The organism is Candidatus Zixiibacteriota bacterium (assembly GCA_034003725.1).
Taxonomy (GTDB): domain Bacteria; phylum Zixibacteria; class MSB-5A5; order GN15; family FEB-12; genus WJMS01.
In genome coordinates this window covers 36,116-54,427 of the sequence record JAVEYB010000003.1, presented here as the reverse complement: position 1 = coordinate 54,427, position 18,312 = coordinate 36,116, and the positions used below count along the sequence as shown (strand labels likewise).

18 protein-coding genes are annotated in these 18,312 nt (G+C 58.5%); 4 read left to right on the top strand and 14 right to left on the bottom strand.

All coding sequences use genetic code 11. From position 1 onward, the window contains the following. Nucleotides 1–375: 375 nt before the first annotated feature. Genes RBT76_05005 through RBT76_04990 form a run of 4 tightly spaced genes read right to left on the bottom strand, consistent with a single transcriptional unit; the run spans nucleotide 376 to nucleotide 6,063 of the window. On the bottom strand, nucleotides 376–1,494 hold the full coding sequence (locus RBT76_05005) for an isocitrate/isopropylmalate dehydrogenase family protein (GenBank protein MDX9857125.1): 1,119 nt from the start codon (nucleotides 1,492–1,494) through the stop codon (nucleotides 376–378). Nucleotides 1,495–1,526: 32 nt separating this feature from the next. Continuing rightward, a complete protein-coding gene (locus tag RBT76_05000; GenBank protein ID MDX9857124.1) occupies nucleotides 1,527–2,423 on the bottom strand; it encodes a PorV/PorQ family protein in 897 nt (298 codons plus the stop codon). Between the two features lie 17 nt (nucleotides 2,424–2,440). Then, nucleotides 2,441–3,424, bottom strand: a complete 984-nt coding sequence (locus RBT76_04995) for a PorV/PorQ family protein (GenBank protein ID MDX9857123.1) — start codon at nucleotides 3,422–3,424, stop codon at nucleotides 2,441–2,443. 8 nt (nucleotides 3,425–3,432) lie between these two features. Then, the gene (locus tag RBT76_04990; GenBank protein MDX9857122.1) at nucleotides 3,433–6,063 is read right to left on the bottom strand and encodes a hypothetical protein; all 2,631 of its coding nucleotides are present in this window, start codon (nucleotides 6,061–6,063) and stop codon (nucleotides 3,433–3,435) included. Nucleotides 6,064–6,438: 375 nt separating this feature from the next. On the opposite strand from RBT76_04990, the gene RBT76_04985 reads away from it, so the two are divergent. Next, nucleotides 6,439–7,605, top strand: coding sequence for a PKD domain-containing protein (locus RBT76_04985; protein ID MDX9857121.1), 1,167 nt, complete (start codon nucleotides 6,439–6,441; stop codon nucleotides 7,603–7,605). A gap of 73 nt (nucleotides 7,606–7,678) precedes the next feature. Here RBT76_04985 and RBT76_04980 read toward each other — a convergent pair whose 3' ends face one another. Beyond that, a complete protein-coding gene (locus RBT76_04980; GenBank protein ID MDX9857120.1) occupies nucleotides 7,679–8,638 on the bottom strand; it encodes an electron transfer flavoprotein subunit alpha/FixB family protein in 960 nt (319 codons plus the stop codon). A 265-nt stretch (nucleotides 8,639–8,903) separates the two neighbouring features. On the opposite strand from RBT76_04980, the gene RBT76_04975 reads away from it, so the two are divergent. Genes RBT76_04975 through RBT76_04965 form a run of 3 tightly spaced genes read left to right on the top strand, consistent with a single transcriptional unit; the run spans nucleotide 8,904 to nucleotide 12,832 of the window. After that, nucleotides 8,904–9,599 carry an FHA domain-containing protein gene (locus RBT76_04975; protein MDX9857119.1) on the top strand — a complete coding sequence of 232 codons (696 nt, stop codon included), beginning with the start codon at nucleotides 8,904–8,906 and terminating at the stop codon, nucleotides 9,597–9,599. Continuing rightward, on the top strand, nucleotides 9,599–10,327 hold the full coding sequence (locus RBT76_04970) for a metallophosphoesterase family protein (GenBank protein MDX9857118.1): 729 nt from the start codon (nucleotides 9,599–9,601) through the stop codon (nucleotides 10,325–10,327). Before RBT76_04975 ends, RBT76_04970 begins: the two co-directional genes overlap by 1 nt. Nucleotides 10,328–10,339: 12 nt before the next feature. Next, entirely contained in the window at nucleotides 10,340–12,832 is a 2,493-nt protein-coding gene (locus RBT76_04965) for a serine/threonine-protein kinase (protein MDX9857117.1), read from the top strand. Between the two features lie 82 nt (nucleotides 12,833–12,914). Here the strand turns inward: RBT76_04965 and RBT76_04960 are convergent, their stop codons facing one another. From RBT76_04960 to fsa, 9 genes are read right to left on the bottom strand one after another with little or no spacing between them, the layout of a single operon-like run. Next, complete coding sequence (locus RBT76_04960; protein MDX9857116.1) at nucleotides 12,915–13,397, bottom strand: hypothetical protein; 483 nt, start codon at nucleotides 13,395–13,397, stop codon at nucleotides 12,915–12,917. Between the two features lie 22 nt (nucleotides 13,398–13,419). After that, nucleotides 13,420–13,668: a twin-arginine translocase TatA/TatE family subunit gene (locus tag RBT76_04955; GenBank protein ID MDX9857115.1), complete on the bottom strand. Its 249-nt coding sequence runs from the start codon at nucleotides 13,666–13,668 to the stop codon at nucleotides 13,420–13,422. Between the two features lie 31 nt (nucleotides 13,669–13,699). Continuing rightward, nucleotides 13,700–13,966, bottom strand: a complete 267-nt coding sequence (locus tag RBT76_04950; protein ID MDX9857114.1) for a DUF4321 domain-containing protein — start codon at nucleotides 13,964–13,966, stop codon at nucleotides 13,700–13,702. After that, the gene (purQ, locus tag RBT76_04945; protein ID MDX9857113.1) at nucleotides 13,966–14,676 is read right to left on the bottom strand and encodes a phosphoribosylformylglycinamidine synthase subunit PurQ; all 711 of its coding nucleotides are present in this window, start codon (nucleotides 14,674–14,676) and stop codon (nucleotides 13,966–13,968) included. Before purQ ends, RBT76_04950 begins: the two co-directional genes overlap by 1 nt. 1 nt (nucleotide 14,677) lies before the next feature. Then, entirely contained in the window at nucleotides 14,678–14,923 is a 246-nt protein-coding gene (purS, locus tag RBT76_04940) for a phosphoribosylformylglycinamidine synthase subunit PurS (protein ID MDX9857112.1), read from the bottom strand. Then, entirely contained in the window at nucleotides 14,910–15,674 is a 765-nt protein-coding gene (pssA, locus tag RBT76_04935) for a CDP-diacylglycerol--serine O-phosphatidyltransferase (protein ID MDX9857111.1), read from the bottom strand. Before pssA ends, purS begins: the two co-directional genes overlap by 14 nt. Continuing rightward, a complete protein-coding gene (locus RBT76_04930) occupies nucleotides 15,664–16,365 on the bottom strand; it encodes a phosphatidylserine decarboxylase family protein (GenBank protein ID MDX9857110.1) in 702 nt (233 codons plus the stop codon). The genes pssA and RBT76_04930 overlap by 11 nt, the downstream gene beginning before the upstream one ends. Beyond that, nucleotides 16,362–17,657 carry an adenylosuccinate lyase gene (gene purB / locus RBT76_04925; GenBank protein ID MDX9857109.1) on the bottom strand — a complete coding sequence of 432 codons (1,296 nt, stop codon included), beginning with the start codon at nucleotides 17,655–17,657 and terminating at the stop codon, nucleotides 16,362–16,364. Before purB ends, RBT76_04930 begins: the two co-directional genes overlap by 4 nt. Then, nucleotides 17,657–18,304: a fructose-6-phosphate aldolase gene (fsa, locus tag RBT76_04920; protein ID MDX9857108.1), complete on the bottom strand. Its 648-nt coding sequence runs from the start codon at nucleotides 18,302–18,304 to the stop codon at nucleotides 17,657–17,659. Before fsa ends, purB begins: the two co-directional genes overlap by 1 nt. Nucleotides 18,305–18,312 lie beyond the last annotated feature (8 nt).

The window sequence follows — 18,312 nt, the reverse complement described above, 5'->3', positions numbered from 1 at the left end:
ACTTGTACAATGACTTTTCCGTATTGCGGCGGAGTCGGGGTTGCACGTTGAGATGCATTCCCGGATATCACCGTGACCCCGATATTCACGGAGGAATCGATCTCAATCATGGCTCACGGCCCCGGCGAGAACAACAACACCAGGCGAGATATTATCCTCCCCCGCCACATCGAGTTAGACAGATTGACACTATAGGGTACCCTGAAAATAACAAAACAAAGCCATTTTGCTGTAACTGGCCCGTCGACAACAAATTACAGGGACTTTTTCAAATTCGCCTATGCGCCGGGAATAAAAAAAAGTGCCGTCAGGCGATCTCGCCTAACGGCACCTGTGGCACGCTTTACCAGTAGCGGATTCGAATACGGATCCGCCCTACAATTTCGCGGCGACCGCCTGCGCCACCTCAAGCGTCGTGTTTTTGCCGCCCATGTCGTAGGTGCGCACTTTGCCCTCTTTGACGACGTCGGCTATAGCGTTCTCGAGCGCGGCGCTCAGATTCGACTCGCCCAGCCAGTCGAACATGAGTTTCACCGACAGAAGCATGGCCATCGGGTTCACCTTGTACTGGCCGGCGTATTTCGGCGCGGAGCCGTGGGTCGGCTCGAAGACAGCGTACTTGTCGCCGATATTGCCCGAGGCCGCAAAACCAAGACCGCCCACCAGCTGCGCACACAAGTCGGAGACGATATCGCCGAACAGGTTCGAGGTCACCAGCACGCCGTAGTCGAGCGGGTTCTTGATCAGCCACATGCACATGGCGTCGATATTGGTCTCCCACAGTTCGATGCCGGGGTAGTTCTTCGCCACTTCGCGGGCGGTACGGACCATCAGGCCCGATGTTTCCCGCACCACGTTGGGCTTCTCGACCACCGTGACGCTCTTGTAACCGTAAGTCTTCGCGTGCTCGAAGGCGTCGATGATGATATTCCGGCAAGCCGTTTTGGTGTTGATACGAAGCGAGACGGCGATTTCGTTACTCGGTGTTTTGTCGAAGCGCGCCATCTTCTTGTTGTGCTTCTTGACTGCTTCGCGAACTTCATCCGGCAGCGGGAAGAACTCGACCCCGGCGTAGAGGTCTTCGGTGTTCTCGCGGAACACGATCAGGTCGATGTTGTCCCGGTAGTTCAGCGGGTTACCCGGATAACCCTTGCACGGGCGGAGATTGGTGCGAAGGTTGAATTCCTGGCGAAGCCGGACGATCGGCGAGGAGTAGACGTGCCCCTTACCCTGCAGCGACGGAACCAGCGCCTTCTCGCACTCCTCTTTGGGAAGCGACGTGATCGCGCCGAACAACGCGCAGTCGGTTTCGTTGAGGATCTTGATGGTGCGATCCGGAAGCGGGTTGGCTTCGGTCCGCCAGAACTCCCAGCCGATATCGGCGTGGATGTACTCCGCATCGAGTCCGGTCTTGTCGAGAACGATCTTTGCGGCGTCCATGACGTCGTTGCCGACGCCGTCGCCCGGCATCCACGCAATCTTGTACTTAGCCATCTGACGTAATGCGCTCCTTAGCGGTTTATATGTTACAAAGTGACGGTCAGGTTGAACAGGTGCGATGTCCCGAAGTCATTGCTGTACGGGACAAAGCCGTAGTCGAAAGAGAAGTTCCGCCGACGGATGGTTGCGCCCGCGGTGATGTTCCTGGAATCGTACCCGGTCATCACGCCGGCTCGCACGGTGAAGACTTCATGGATGTCGGCCTCCGCCCCCACGTGTACGTGAGGATCGTCGTTGACGTAGACGACATCGAGAGCGCCGAGATACCGGTCGTAGCGGTAGGAACCGCCCACACGGTAGGTGGTCGGCAGCGAGATGTCACGGGAGCGACCCTGCCCGCTCTCTTCGAGCTGGAAGTCAGACCCGAGACTGGTCACGGCTGCTCCCATCGTGAGAGCGTGAGTCGCGCGGACGAGTACGCCGAGATCGACATTGAAGGCCGACCCCCGGTAGCTGGAGATCTTCTCGATATACCAGCCCGCCGCAACACCGGCCGATACGGTCGACGACACGTCGTACCGGAGTCCCGCCTTGAAAGACACGTCTTCGGCATCGAAGGTCGTTATCTCGAACGGATCAAGCGTGGGCTGCGTTCGCCCTTCGATATCGTTGACACCGGCGTAGCGAATCCCGCCGTGCAGACTCCATCGCGCGAACAAGGGAGCAACGAAGTAGCCGTCGGCCAGCTCGATATTCTCCCAATAGGTGTTGTACCCGAACGACACGACAAAGGAGGAAACGCCGCCACCGCCGGCCGGGTTGTACGCCGACGAGAGCGGGTCGCCGTCGATGGACACCAGTGTGCCGGCCATCCCGGAGGGTCGCGCACCCGGTTCGACCCGCATCAACGCGAGCCCGTCGTTAGCCTGAGCGGCGCCCGCAAGAACAATCAGGAGGGCGGCCGTGAACTGTCGCATGTGCATGGTCTGTCACCGCCTCATCACAGGAGAAAGTCGAACGAAAAAATGTGTTCCGAACCTTCGTCGACCCGGTCGGTCGAGAAGGCGTAATCGACGGCCATCGTGACGCTGCCAAACGTAAAGACGTAGCCCGTGCCGGCGGTGAAGCGTTTCTGGTAGTAGCCGGCTCTCAGCGCAAACTCTGGTCGGAGGAAAAATTCCGCTCCCGCGTAGGCGATCGGTCCCTGCTTCTCGTTCATGGATACGTCGGCGGCGAGCAGAAGCTTGCGCGCGAAAAAACGGGCCGAGGAGCCGAGGGCGAACTCGACTGGCACCTTGTCGGTCTGTTCATACCCGATAGCGTCGCCGGAGTACCTGGCGTTGTACTTCTCACTGTTCCAGGCGAACTCCTTGCCGATGTGCTTGATCGTGAGGGCGAGCCGGATATCTTTCACCGGCATGTCGTCGCGCTTTTCGCGGTCGATCAGTTCGTCGACAAAGAGAAGCCCGCCGAAGTCAAAGCCGACCCCGGTCGCCACGACTTCGGGAAACTTTGCGTATAGATAGGAGAGGTTGGCGCCGACCGCGAGGTACTTCTCGAACCGTTTGGCAAACACGACGCTGAACTGGTGGTGGTTCAGCGAGAAATCGCGTCCCAGATCGAATCCGTCGGAGTCCCGCTCGCGCACCTTGCCGGAGCCGGCATACAGCCAGTGGCCGCCGATTGCGGTCTGCCCCTGCACGGGGAACATAAACGTCAGATAACCGAGCTGTCGGTCGAGCTGCATGGCTCGATAGGAAGACGCCACCAGCGTACGATCGAGCAGCGACAGACCGGCGGGATTAAACAGCGGGGCAGCGCCGTCATTCGATATTGCCCGGTAGGCGCCGCCCATGGCGGTCGGACGAGCGCCCAACGGAACCTGGTAAAAAGCGCCACCGTAGCCGCCGTCACCGTCGCCCGCGCTCAGAGCCGGCGTTATCAGCGCAAGAAGCGCACCCATTGTCGCAAGAAACCGTACCATGCGAACTCCTATGGAATCACGGCGAGCTTGCCCCAGTGGACCTCGCCGGTCGAATAGGTGACTTTAAAGTAGTAGACGCCGACTGCCACGAGGTCGCCCTCGTCGTTGCGCCCGTTCCAGGTAATGCCCTGTGCTCCGCTCGGCGTGCCGCCGTGATAGATACCGGCGGTGAGGAACACGTCGTCGATCGGCGTCGCCACGAGGTTCATGGCGAAATCGAATATCTCCAGCGTCACGTACGCGTCGGAGACGACCGTGAAATGGAAGTCAAGTTCCTCGCCGCGATCGGGACGAAACGGCGTCGGAAACGCATAGACCTCGTCGTCACCGGCCGACTCATCGGTGTAATGGAAACGCCGCTGGTCGAAGAAGTCATCGAGATTGATCCGCACCGTGCCGTCGGCCGTCCCCGCCCACAGGTAGTTGTCGATGACCTCGACCGCGTAGACCGGCGTACCGGGGTTCACGAACACTTCATCGGTACCGGCGAACCGAACCGTGTCCCAGGTGTTGTCCAGGCTGTCGGCGGCGCTCATGTCTTTCATAAGAAGACCGCTGTTGCAGGCTGCAAAAACGACTTCGTCGTCGAACGCGAAGTTCCACGCGAAATCGTCGAAATGTACGCCGCGCCACCGGACTTCGACAATGGTATCGAGAATAGTCCCGAGCGTGTCGACGACCTCGACTTCGTTGAAGCGGGCGACGGAGATGCCGTTGCCGCCACTGCTGACCGGGCGGCCCGACGCCCAGAGACGCGGGGGCTGGCCGCCCTGGCGGTACTGGATATCGAGGGCCGGGATGAAGTCGCCGGTGAGTCCGACTCGCACGCCACCGGTGTCTATCAGCAGGGTGTTGTCGAAGTTGTAGTTGATGTTCAAATCGGCGGTCAGGGTATCGAAGTTGGCACGGTGAATCGAGTAACGGCGGACGGAATCGGGCTGGGTCGAGAGCGCCAGGCTTCGGTTGGTGCCAAACACGAGTTGGGAGTCACGGGCAACCACGGTCAGGACGGAATCATCGGATAGCGAGAGACCGCCGGCGGTAATGGAGCCGGTAACGAAGTCCGCGCCCTGACCGGTGACGTTATAGAAAATGCCCTCCTCACCAACCACGTACAGGGTATCGTTGACGATTTCGATATCGGTCATGACCGAATCGACAAAGCGGCCGTCCCAATCGATACCGCCGTCATCGGTGTACAGAAGTACCGCCGTGCCCTGAGCCGTGGCGGGATGACACAAAAGCCACGTGATGGTGTCGGCGGCAAGCCGCTGGGTCCGGATGCCAACGACGCGCTGGGAACGCCGCAACGACTCGACAAAGACCGTGTCTGCGTTGATGAGCGGCGGTTGCGTGAAACTTCCGGCCGCATCAAAAACGGCGGTGACGAAGCCGGAGTCGGTTCCGATGCGGAGGGTGTCGGGCATCACTTCGAGGGCGTTCGCCGCGTTGACGGGCGACGCTGCGTCCAGCGAGTCAAAGAGGATTCGCTGCCACGTAAGGCCGGTGTCGCTCGATACATACAGCCCGGCGGCGCCTGCGGTCATGTACAACCGGTCGCCCATGCGTTCGAAAGCGGTGACGCTGTCAGTCAGGGACGCCGGGGTGATGTCGGTGAATGTCTCTCCCTGGTCGTCGGAGTAGGCGAGTATCGGAGTCAGCGACGGGAGGTCGAGAATACCGAGTAACAGCCGCCCTTCAAACACGCCCAGGGCTGAAATGTATTCGCCGGGGAGGCCGTCGGCCTCGAATTTCGTATCGAACGGACCACCGGTGAACCGGCCTCGGGATAGACCAAGATTTCCGCCGATGAACAGCGAGTACCGATCACCGACCGAGCAGGTATCACAGAAGGCGACGGACCTGATGGTGCGGTTGTACAGCTTGTCGCCGGGCTTGACCCACACGTACTGGAAGATACCTGCGGCGGTGCCTGCCCAGAGAAAAACTGAGTCCGTGTGGGCGGTGTCAGAAATACAGGAGAAATAGCGGTTGCGGAGCGACGGCTGAGCGTTCGGGGTGTAAAACTGCACGGAATCTGAAGGTGTCGGGAATATCCTGCGCCATCCGTCACCACCGTCCTGCGAGGCGAGCAAACCGCCCGCAAAGGCGGCGAAAAACCGCCAGTTGCCGCCGAGGTCGGCTCGATTCATTCCGGTGAAATCGAACACCTGTCGGTTGCCGCCGGTCACGAACGGGATATTCAGGCCGGACGTTCCAAAGTCGACCTGCGTCCATGTGTCCCCGTTGTCGGGCGAGAAAGAGACGCCATCGGAAATCGAGAACAGCTGATCCTGCACCAACTCGTCGTGATTGCTGCCGATCCAGAGCCGGTCCCCTCCCGGCGCCGAAAACAGGGCCGACAGGTTAGCGCTCACCAGACCGTTGGTCTGGTCGTAGCGAAGCCAGGTTTGTCCCGCGTCGTAGGTGAACATGAGTCCTTTGCTGGTGCCCAGCCAGACGGCTCCGTCATGAAGCACGATATCCACCGCCGAATTAGTGACCAGGCCGGTATCAGGCGGTTCGGCGGCACTGCCGGCGGCCTGGCGCGGCGCGGACAATTCGAATGTCCATGGGGTGTCGGCAAAAGTGGCTGGGACGAGGCTCAAGACCAGAAGAAGCGATCCGAGAAATTTCACGCTGCGCTCCCACAAAAAAGCCGTACCCCGTCGACCGACGAAAGTACGGGATTATCTCAACCGTTTGTTCAATGGACGTCGAGAGTTTCGGAAACGTTCATATATCGATAACAGTCGAGATAATAGCGAAAAGACTCCTCTGAGGCAAGCGGTTTGGATCTGTCTGGTATTTCGACTCTTATACAGCGGGTGCGCACCGGGAGTTCCAGTGTCTCCGTGCGGGTAGACAACCGGGGAGAGATCGGGTGCCCGGCAGAAACGGTTGGGGAACTCCGGTGTACAAAAGGCGCGACACCGGGATGAACTCCAGCATTGACAGTCTTCGCTCGCGACCGTATATAGGACCGAGACTCACTCAGGTAACAGGACATATGTATGCATCGTAAAGTGCTTCTGGCGGCATCGGCCCTTTGTGCTATTATCCTGTTGTTCACCGGACCGGGCTGCGATGAATTAATCACTGAAAACAACACCACCGTGGTATTTGATTATCCAGAGGCCGAGTTTTCGGCCAACAAACGCGAGGGATGTGCCCCGTGCACGGTGCGATTCACAGATGAATCCCATGGTCCGGTAGAGGCCTGGAACTGGGTGATCCGGTTTGCCGATACGATTGTGGATTCTTCTCGCGACACCAATCCGCAGTTCATATTCGTCGAGCCGGGCTTCTATTCCGTGTCGCTTGTGGTGCGGGATTCGCTGGATCGGACCGACTCGGAGTCCAAAACGCGCTATGTGCTGGTTTCGAATCCGGTGGCCGCATTCCGAACGGGCGGCAGTCTGACTTTATGCGCGGGCACGCGGGTTGAGTTCATCAATGAGTCTCACGGGGGAATTACGGATTACAAGTGGATGTTCTATACGGCAGACTCGTCGTATATCGACTCCAGCTTTCGCTCAAATCCCGACTACGTGTTTACACAGCCGGGGGTGTATTCGGTGTCGCTTACGGTCAGCGGTGCGTGCGGAGACTCAACAATCGTCCAGCAGGATCTGATTGACGTACGCAGCTGCGCGCTCGTGGAATTCACGGTCAACGGGGGCCTGACCCAGGATACAATTTGCGGCCTCGAGACGGTAACCGTGGACTTCACGATAACCCAGGGGACGGTCGACAGCATTTACTGGTTCTTCTCCCCCACAGATTCCGTTCGCGGCGAGACGAGCCCGGTGTTGTACAGCGGCTATACGACGGCGGGCGCACGGAACATATGGAACAAAGTGTATACCGAAGGGCTCTTTCTGAGCGACACGCTCAAGTCAATCGTGTATGTCAACCCGCTGGCGCAGGCAGTAATCAACACGATCAGCCAGCTCGACTCCAATATTACCAACGTGTTTTTCACCGCGTCCACGCAGACCAACGCCACGTCCTATTTCTGGGATTTCGGCGACGGCGGTACGGAGGCAATTTTCAACCCCACACACGCGTACGACACGGCCGGTGAGTACGCCGTCTTTCTTGTTGTGAACAACGACTGCAACGTGCCGGACACGGCATTTGACACGATTACCGTAACGGATTCTACGACATTCCAGTGACCAAAATCGGAAACTGAGAAAAAAGCCCGTTGACCGCGAGGTCAACGGGCTTCCAGTTTTTATCGGAGCCGATTCAGGCGCCCAATTCCGCCTTGAACTTCTTCGTCATAGCGGGCACGATCTCGAACAAGTCGCCGACTATGCCGTAGGTAGCGATATTAAAGATGGGGGCGTCCTTGTCTTTGTTGACGGCGACGATCGTCCGGGACGTCTGCATACCGACGAGATGCTGGATGGCGCCCGAGATTCCGCAGGCAATATAGAGCTTGGGATTCACGGTTCGTCCGGTTTGCCCGACCTGGTGTTTGTACTCGACCCAGCCGGCATCAACGATCGCGCGAGACGCGCCGAAGGCGCCGTTGAGGGCGGCCGCGAGATCTTGAATGAGCTTGACGTTTTCGGGCCCCTTGATGCCCCGGCCGGCGGAGACAATAACATCGGCCTCGGCGAGATTCTGTGTCGCGGCGGCTTCAACCCGGACGTCTCTGATGACCGCCTTGCCTTCAAAGGCGGCAGCGCTGACGGATTCGACGACAACGTTGCCCGAGCCGTCTTTGGACTCATTGAAGATCTTGGGGCGGATGGAGACGAAAAACGGCCCGCTGTCGGTCTGCAGGGTCGTAATGACGTTGCCGCCGAAGGTGGGGCGCGTGACGGTGAGTTTGCCGCTTTCGACCTTGACGGCAGTGACGTCGGAGGCGGCCCGGCCGCCATTGGCGCCGGCTAATCGCGCTGTCAGCGCCTTTCCGTAGGTGGTTGCGGGGCAAAGGGCGAGGTCAATGCCGTGCTTCGTGACCAGTTCGCCGATGACCTTTGCATATATCTCATCGTGAAAGAACTTGAGCGCGGGGTTAGAGACGGCGAGGACCTTGCCGCCGCCGCGTTTGGCGAGCTCGGCTGCGAGGCTTTCGGCCTGCTCCGCGAGGATCGCCGTATGTAGTTCTCCGCCAAGAGATTTGGCAGCTTCCAGCACTTCAAAATCGGCCGACAACAGGGAGCCGTTCTTTTGCAACGCGATAGCCAGAATCTTCATGCATGTCACCTGCGGGTTGGATATCAATTTCCCGCCAATATAGAATCATCCGCAACCCGAGGCAACCTTTTTCACCCGTCAGCGGCGACCGGTGGCAAGGGTGCCAACGGCTTATGGGACGAGGGTTTAGTTTTGCGAGGCGATTGCCGACAAAAAGAGAAAAGAGTAGTGCTTATCCCGTCCGTGTCGCGGCGTGCCGCAGCTATCGACCGCCCGGTTTCGATGCGGGATACTGCTGTTCTAAACAGGATGAAAGGATACCGGTATGCCGGAGATCATCGTTAAGTACGAAGACAAGGTCATCGAGCGGATCGTCACCGAGAAGAAACGCATTTCGATCGGCCGGACCAACGACAACGACATCGTACTTGAGAACCGCGGCGTCTCGCGCAAGCACGCCATGATCGAGTTTAACGAAAACGCCGCAGTCATTATCGACAATGAATCGCTGAACGGCACGTTCGTGAACAACCGGAAGATCGGCGAGGACGTGCTTCGCGACAAAGATGTCGTCACAATAGGGAAGTATTCACTCATTTACAACTGCCAGGCCACCGGCCCCGCCGACGACGGGTCCGACATGGATGGCACGATGGTTCTGAACACGAAGAGGCAGAAAGAGCTTCTCCAAACCGACCGGTCGGAGCGTGAAATAGTCGCCAAGTACGGAGGCTCGGTATTGCTCGGCGAGGAGAACGCAGAGTTTGCCGAATACGCGCTCGACCGTGAGGTCACTACGATCGGCAAAGCCAAGTTCGTTCATGTCAAGGCGAAGGGACTCATGCTTTCCGGCATCCAGGCGAAGATCACGAAGGAGCCGGAAGGTTATGCGGTGGTGAATCTGGGTCGCAAGGGGAAGACGTGCGTCAACGGCGAGCCGGTCGAGCGTTGCTGGCTCAAAAACGGCGATTTGGTTTCGGTCGGAAAAACGACTCTGAAGTTTGTCGAAGGAGGCAATTAGTGGTTTTTGCCGTGATATCGGACATCCACGCCAATCTCGAGGCGCTCACTGCGGTGCTGGCGGACATACGCGGCAGAGGCTTTGAGTCGACGTACTGCCTCGGCGACGTGGTCGGCTACGGCTGCGATCCATCGGCCTGCCTGGACCTCGTGATGGAGCATTGTGACATTCGCCTGATGGGCAACCACGAGTATTATGCGCTGGGGAAAGTGTCCAGCGAGTACCTCTCCCCGGTCGCCGCTCAGTCCGCAGTCTGGACCCAGCAGCACCTTTCCGACGCGGATATCAAGACGATCGCGGGATTTGATATGGAGGCCCACCTGGCCGATATCGACCTGGTTCATGCCTCTCCGTACGAGCCGGACAGCTGGCGGTATATCCTGGCCACTCAGGAGGCGCGCCGGGCGTTTGACCGGATGCGCGGGACGATTTGTTTTTACGGTCATTCACACCTGCCGATGATCTTTTCTCAGTCACCGGAGGGGGATATTCGTCACCAGGTGGGACATGACATCCAGCCATCCGACGAAAAGAAGTACCTGATAAACGTAGGTTCAGTGGGTCAGCCTCGGGACGGCGATCCCAATGCCTGTTATGTTTCGTTCGACACGGAAAGCCGGTCGGTCAGTTATCACCGCGTTGCTTATGACATAGCCGCGACGCAGCAGAAAATGCGAGCGGCTGGAGTACCCGGAATGCTCGTGGAACGACTTACAGTGGGTCAGTAAGGCGAGGAAGCCATGGCTAAGTATTCATCGTATATTCTGTATCTGCTGATCACGATTTTCATCGTCATCCTGTACGCGAACGGTGTCGGTCCGCTCGACAGCCTGCAGCGTTCGATCAGCGATTTTCTGTGCCGGGTGACCGCGCCGGACTCCCATGACGCCAAAGTGGTCATGGTAAGTATCGACGCCAGGGCGCAGGATGAATTCGGACAATGGCCATGGAACCGGGACCGCCTGGCCGATCTGGCAGCCGCAACCGCGGCGGGCGAACCGAAGGTGCTGGTACTGAATACGGAGTTGTTTGAAGACGCGGCGCAGGACACGGCCGGCTATACGGAAGTACTGGCGGGACAGCTCAGCTGGATCAAAAACACGGTGCTTCCCTACGACATCGCACTGGCGACCTACCGTACCAGCCTGACCAGCAACCCCAAGTATCTGTTCAATAACGCGATGGTTATCGACAACCCGATCGGGTTGATGGCCGAAAACAGCAGCCTGCTGGCACGAAAGGTATTTTTGCCGGCCGAGAAGCTGCTCGCCACGCGGAGTTACCTTGGTTTCAACTATGAGAGTCCGGATGACGATCGGACGCTTCGGCGCACACCGTTGATCGTCAACTACGAGGGATTCTATTACCCGTCGATGGCGCTGATAGCGACCGGGCTTTTCCTCAACGTTCCTCCGGAGATGATCACGGTACACGAGGGCGAGTCCATTGAACTGGGCGCGGCGCGGACGATTCCAATCGACGAGCGCAGCAACCTGTTTTTGACGTTCGCCGACGGTAATCCCTTTACGCAGTATTCGGCGGCTGATGTTCTTTCCGACACTTTCGATCGGTCGCGATTCAAAGATCGCCTGGTTTTCATATCGGTGGACGATCCGTCGCGAGAGGAACGATTCCGCACGCCGGTAAGCGAGCAGGTACAGACATCGGTCGTCAAGGCGACGGCTATCGCGAACATTGTCGACCAGCGCTTCACGATAGAGCGCACGGGGACGCCGATGATCGACATGCTGGTGCTGTTCGGTCTCGGCGGGCTGTGTGCGTTTATACTCCCGCGCGTGTCGCTTCTGTATCGACTGGTAATTCTGGCGGGCGGTCTGGTGGTGCTGGCGAATGTGAACTACGTGCTGCTGACCAGCGCCAACGTGCTGTTCAATTCCGTGTACCTCGGCCTGCAGTTGATCTTGTTCATGGTTGCGTCGCCGCTCCTGGACTCGGTGTGGATCGCGGGTGAGACGCCCGCTCGTCGGCCGACCTCAAAGAAACCGTCGAGAATGGTCGAGACCCGGGACACCGTGAGTCACGGCGACAGCGGGCGTGTCCGCGTGATCGAGTCGGGTTCGTCTGATCCGTTGAATGTGGCCACGGCCGCGATGGATTTCGGCGATAAACAATCGTCGTATGACGATTACCAGATGCTGCAGCTTGACGGATCCGGCGACAAGCCGCCTCTGTCCGATTCACAGCGACACGGCGCCACCAGTGCGGCGGCGACGCATGACGATACGCCCCCGGGACTTCGCGACTCGGACAAAATCGGCATGTCGTCGGACCAGATCCGCATTCCGGAATCGGTGGATGGACTCTCGGAATCGGGTGGCGTGGAGCGGTCGGGTAACATGACCGACAGTCAGAAGGTCGAGTTGCAGCACCAGGCTCCCGACGTCAAGAACCTCGGCCGGTACCAGGTGACCGGAATCCTCGGCAAGGGAGCGATGGGTCTTGTGTACAAGGGCATCGACCCGGCCATTAATCGTCCCGTCGCGCTGAAGACTATCCGCCTCGATTTCGTCAACGATCCTGAGGAGATGACGGAGTTGAAGGAGCGTCTGCACCGCGAAGCCCAGGCGGCCGGGAAGCTGTCACATCCCAATATCGTGACCGTCTACGATGTCGGTTCTGAGGGGCCGCTGCAGTATATCGCGATGGAATACCTCGAGGGCGTGACGCTCGAGGACCTGATCAAGAAAAAGACGAGATTCAACTACCGGATTATCGCGCAGATCATCATGCAGATATGCAACGCGCTGGATTACGCCCACGAGCAGGGAATCGTCCACCGCGATATCAAGCCGGCGAACATCATGATACTGTCGGACTACCGGGTCAAGGTGATGGATTACGGTATCGCGCGCATCGACTCCAATTCGATGACCAAGACCGGAATCGCGATGGGGACGCCCAACTACATATCGCCGGAGCAGCTGAAGGGGATGGCGATCGACCGCCGGGCCGATCTGTTCTCGCTGGGTGTCGTCGTCTACGAGATGCTTTTGGGACGGCGTCCGTTCAAGGGCGAGAACATCACGTCGCTCATCTATTCAATCATGAATCATGAGCCGCAGAAGCCGTCGGACGTGAATCCGCACGTGCCGCTGCTGTTCGACCATATCATAGCCAAGGCGCTGAAGAAGGATCCAGTGGCGCGGTACCAGCGCGCCAGCGAGCTGGCCAACGACATGAAAGATTTCGTGGAGTCGTTCGCGTCTCGGTGATGGCCGGCGACAAGGCTGGATGAGAAAAGCCGCCACGATTCGTGGCGGCTTTTTTATCGATGCGAACCGGCGGGCGGCGAACTCAGTCGTCCTGATCGTGTCCGTCAAGCGCCTCGTCCGTTTCACCGTCCTTGCTGAGAATTTCTTCAGTCAGCGACAGGGCGACGCCGGAGAGCATCACCTCGACGCCCAGCTGGGTGAAGTCCGATGAAATCAGGTCGCGGTCGAGTCCGGCGTAGAGGGAACAGGAAGCGCCGCGTTCGACGACCAGACCGGAGAGGCGGTCGCGCTTTTCGGCGACAAAGGTAACCTCGCCAAGTTCTTCGGAAACCACGTACCCGGTGCAGTTATGCAGCTGGAGGTGGGTATTACCGGTGTAGACGACCACCAGCATTCCGCGTTTTCGGCCGAGCTGTGTCTCGGGATAGATCTCCAGAACGAGGATTCGTTTTTCCTCGGGATTGGAGACCTTCATGCGGTAGTGGTCTTTTTCGAAGGAGACCTTTTCGGGGCCGATCACGGCGCCGATTCTATCTGCGTCTTCCTTGGTGAACTTCGCACTCATATCGCCCTACCTTCGACCGCGCTCAGCCTTGTTTGGTGTCGCTGTCGCTCGACGGCGGTTTCGCGGCGCCTTTTTTGGGATCGTGGCGTTCGATGTAGTCGGCGGCGTCGGTCGACCCCTTGATTTCATCGGTGGTCTCTTTCATCGCCTTGCGAAACTCCCTGATCCCCTTGCCGAGACCCTGCGCCATCTCCGGCAGCCGTTTGGCGCCGAATAGCAGCAAGATGACGGCGAATATGAGGAAAAGCTCCCAGGGTCCCATTCCAAACATCAGACAACCTCCTGTGATGTTACCCGGGTCATTACAGGTACCACCAGCGGAAATAAACGATTACCAGAAGTACCACGAGCACAGACATGAAGTTGATCTTGAACATCAGGCCGAACGTGAGTGAGACGGCAAACAGGTCTATCTGTGTGGTATTGATGCCGATTTGCACGGACTTCGTGAACATTGTTTTGGCCGCACCCGGCGGGAGGTAGGTTCCGATGATATCGCCGACCAGGCCGCCCATGACTGCGCCGAGTACCAGCGCGATGATAATAAACGTGAGTTCTCGTCGTTTCACTAGTCCCCCACCGGGTTAAGTGCGGGCACGGCGGCCCGAACCGATTCAAAAATCCTCAGACCGTCACGCGAGCCGAGAATCGACTCAACAGCGCGTTCGGGGTGCGGCATCATGCCAAGCACATTTCCGTCGGCGTTGACGATCCCTGCGATGTTGTTAACGGAGCCGTTCGGATTTGCGTCGTCGGTGACCGATCCCTGTGCATCGACGTACCGAAACACCACACGGCCGGCATCCTCAAGCTGCCGTATGTCACCGTCGAAATTGTAGTAATTGCCTTCGCCGTGTGCGATCGGAATACGGAGCAGTTCACCTTTGCGGCACGCGCCGGTAAACGGCGTAGCGGTGTTTTCCACCCGAAGCGTAACGTATTTGCAGCTGAATCGCAGTGACCGGTTGCGGATAAGAGCGCCCGGCAGCAGTCCGGACTCGGTGAGAACCTGGAATCCGTTGCAGATGCCGGCAACCAGTCCGCCGCCTCTGGCAAAGTCGATGACCTTCTTCATGATGGGAGAAAACCGGGCGATTGCGCCCGCCCTCAGGTAGTCACCGTAGGAAAATCCGCCCGGGAGGATGACGAGGTCGGAGCCCGCCAGATCTTCAGACTTGTGCCAGAGGAACTCCACATGCTCACCCAGTATATGCCGGATGGCGGCGTAGGCATCATAATCGCAGTTGGAGCCGGGAAATGTAACGACGCCGACTTTCATACTACTTTTTTACCTCGAAGGCCTCGATCACGGGGTTTGCGAGCAGCTTCGAGCACACCTCGTCGATCTTCCTATCGATATCTTTCGCCCCGGCGCTCACTTCAAGTTCAAAGAACTTGCCGGTGCGGACCGACAGGAAGTCATCGTAGCCCATCTGGGCAAGCGCCTTCTGGATCGTCACTCCCTGCGGATCGAGCACGCCGTCTTTGAGGCGCACATACACGGTTGCCTTTTTACTGCTCGTCATCGGTGTCATCCTGTTTCGTTCTGCCGGGTCGAAAAGGCCGTCCGGTTACACGACCGACCCCGGCATTGAAAAGTCGAAAACCCTCTCGAGTCATGCCGTACAATATATACAACGCCACAAACGGAAACAACAGGAGTCTGGGATTCAGCGCGATGGCCAGTCCCGCGAGAATTGTGACGGCAAGCTTGACCCGGTCGCGAGGGCTGGTGAAACGGTCCGGGAAGGCGTCGTAGGACACCTGGGACACCATCAGGAAGGCAAACAGCACGATCATCGTGATCAGCCACTCGGAGTACTCGAGCTTCCCCCAGATGTACCAGCAGAAGATGACAAAGGACACCAGACCGACCGCCGCCATCGGAACGGGCAAACCGAGAAAGTCCTTTTTCTCCTCGGTGTCGGCGAGGACGTTGAATCGCGCCAAACGGTAGGCGGCGGCAATAATGAAGACGACAGAGAGAATCCACCGCCACTCGCCCAGTTCGTGAAGCTTGATGACATAGACGATGACGGCGGGGGCGACGCCGAACGACAGGAAGTCGGCCAGCGAGTCGAGTTCGATGCCGAATCGCGAGGTCGACCCGCTCAGGCGGGCCACCTTGCCGTCGAGCACATCAAGAAAGCCGGCCAGCAGGACGAACCAGCACGCCGTCGTGATTTTGCCGTCAAACGCCGAGAGTATCGCGAAAAAGCCGCACACGACGTTCCCCATCGTAAAGATGCCGGGGAACATCTCTCTGTTAACCTGCATCGCGGCGCTCCCGCAGCTTTTCGGCCGCGCTGCCCGTCTCGTTGACTCCCAGACAGCCGATCACGGACTGACCGCCTTTTACGCGGTCGCCCATAGAAACGTCGATGCGGCTGTCAGCCGGGATAATGAGGTCAGTGCGCGAGCCAAATCGAATCAGTCCGAATCGATCTCCGGCCTCAACGCGGTCGCCCGGCGAGAGGCGGCAGACGATCCGGCGCGCAATGATTCCGGCGATCTGCTTATAGACGACCCGGCGGCCGTCGGCCGCGGTCATGCCAATTTCAGTCTGTTCGTTGACCTGGGACGCTTTGTCCTCGTAGGCGGCCAGAAATTCCCCCGGGTTATACTTGACGTAGTCGATGACCCCGGATATCGGCACCCGGTTTACGTGGACATCAAATACCGACAGGAAGATGGAGATCTTGATGGCCGGGCCGCCGATGACCGGATGGTCGACCAGCCGGTCAATCGCCACGATCTTTCCGTCGGCGGGTGACACCAACAGTCCCGGGCCGGCAGGGATCGGCCGGTGCGGATCGCGAAAGAAAAAGGTAGTGAACAACGTCAAGACGCCAAGCAGAAGGCTTCCGACGAACAGCGATCGGCTGTCAAAGCGGGAAGCCAGCAAAACACAGATGCCGGTGGCGACCAGCCCGATAAAAATGAGGAGCAGACCTTCGCGCGCAATCATCCTTTGAACACTCGCTTGAAGATTTTTGGCACATTCCTCGTGTATTGCTTCAGATCGAAACACGCGTCGATTTCGGCAGTCGACAGGTGCGCCCTGATATCCGTATCTTTTTTAACAAGCTCGTTGAACAATCCGTGCCCTTCGGCCGCGGCAAGGGCATTGCGCTGGACCATGCGATATGCGGTGTCGCGCGAGCCGACCGGCCCGGCCAGCTTCAGCAGCAGTTTCTGAGAAAATACGAGCCCACCGCCAAAGTAGATATTCCGCATCATCCGTTCTTCATTTACGACCAAACCCTTGAGCACGTCGATGAATTTTTTTAGGGCATAGTCGACAATAGTCGTGGCATCGGGGATAATCACTCGCTCGACCGAGGAATGCGTGATATCCCGTTCGTGCCACAGCGCGATATTCTCCATTGCCGTCAACGCATACCCCCGCACCAGCCGGGCAATACCGGAGATGCGTTCGCAGGTGATTGGGTTGCGCTTGTGCGGCATAGCCGAAGAGCCCTTCTGCGACTTGGCGAACCCTTCGGACATTTCCCCTATTTCGGGTCGCTGCAGATTGCGGATTTCGGTCGTGGATTTTTCGAGCGTGGAGGCGAGAATGGCAAGCGCCGCGACGAATTCGGCATGACGGTCGCGCTGCAGCACCTGGGTAGAGATGTCAGCCGGCGCCAGTCCGAGGCGCTTGCACACAGCCCGTTCGATCGAAAGGTCGAGATTCGCGAAATTGCCGACGGCGCCGGAGAGCTTGCCTACCGCCATCGATTGGGCTGCCCGTGCGAATCGGTCGCGGGCCCGGGTCAGGTCACTGTACCACAGGGCAAATTTCAGCCCAGCCGTCGTGGGTTCCGCCAGCACGCCGTGAGTGCGGCCGATACAGGGAGTTAGGCGGTACTTAAACGCAAGACGTTTGATCTCTTTGAGCGCTTCGGCGATTTTCCTGTCGATTATGGCAGCGGCGCGTTTCATGCGGAGAGCCAGAGCCGTGTCGACCACGTCGGAGGACGTCAGACCGAAGTGAAGATACTTGGCATCTTCGCCAACATGCTCCGATACGGCGGTCAAAAACGCGATCACATCGTGATTAACCTCGGCCTCGATTTCGTCGATCCGAGCGATGTCGAATTTCGCTTTTCTTCTGATCGACTGGTATGCTTTGACCGGAATGATCCTGGCATCAGCCATCGCGTGGGCGGCCTCGATCTCGACTTCCAGCCAGCTTTCAAACTTGGCCCGTTCACTCCAGAGCGCGGCCATGTCCGGCAGAGTGTAGCGGTCTATCATCAGCGCTTCCCGGCCTTCCTGTAATCGGAGAGGAATTTCTCGAGGCCGATATCTGTCAGCGGATGTTTGATGAGCTGGTCGATGACTTTGAACGGCATCGTAACCACGTCCGCACCCATCAGGGCCGCCTGGTGAACGTGCATTGGATGTCGCACGGAGGCAACCAGTACTTCGGTCTGGTAGTCGTACTGGTGATAGATGGTGATGATATCTTCAATTAGTTGCATGCCGTCGGTGGAGATGTCGTCGAGCCGGCCCACGAACGGGGAGACATAAGCCGCGCCCGCTTTCGCGACGAGCAGCGCCTGCATCGCAGAGAATACCAGGGTCGCGTTGACGGCAATACCATCACCCGACAGGGACTTCATGGCGCGAAGCCCTTCACCGATGGTCGGGATTTTCACCACGATGTTATCGGCGATCTTGCACAGCTTCTCTGCCTCATTGAGCATTCCCTGGTAGTCAGTGGCGATAACCTCGGCAGAAACCGGACCCGGCACGATGCGGCAGATTTCGGCCAGGATGTCGCGGTACGGGGCGGCTTCCCGGGCAGCAAGCGAGGGGTTGGTGGTCACGCCATCGAGCACGCCCATAGCGGTGGCTCTGGTGATTTCATCGATATTCGCCGTGTCGATAAAAAACTTCATCGGGGCCT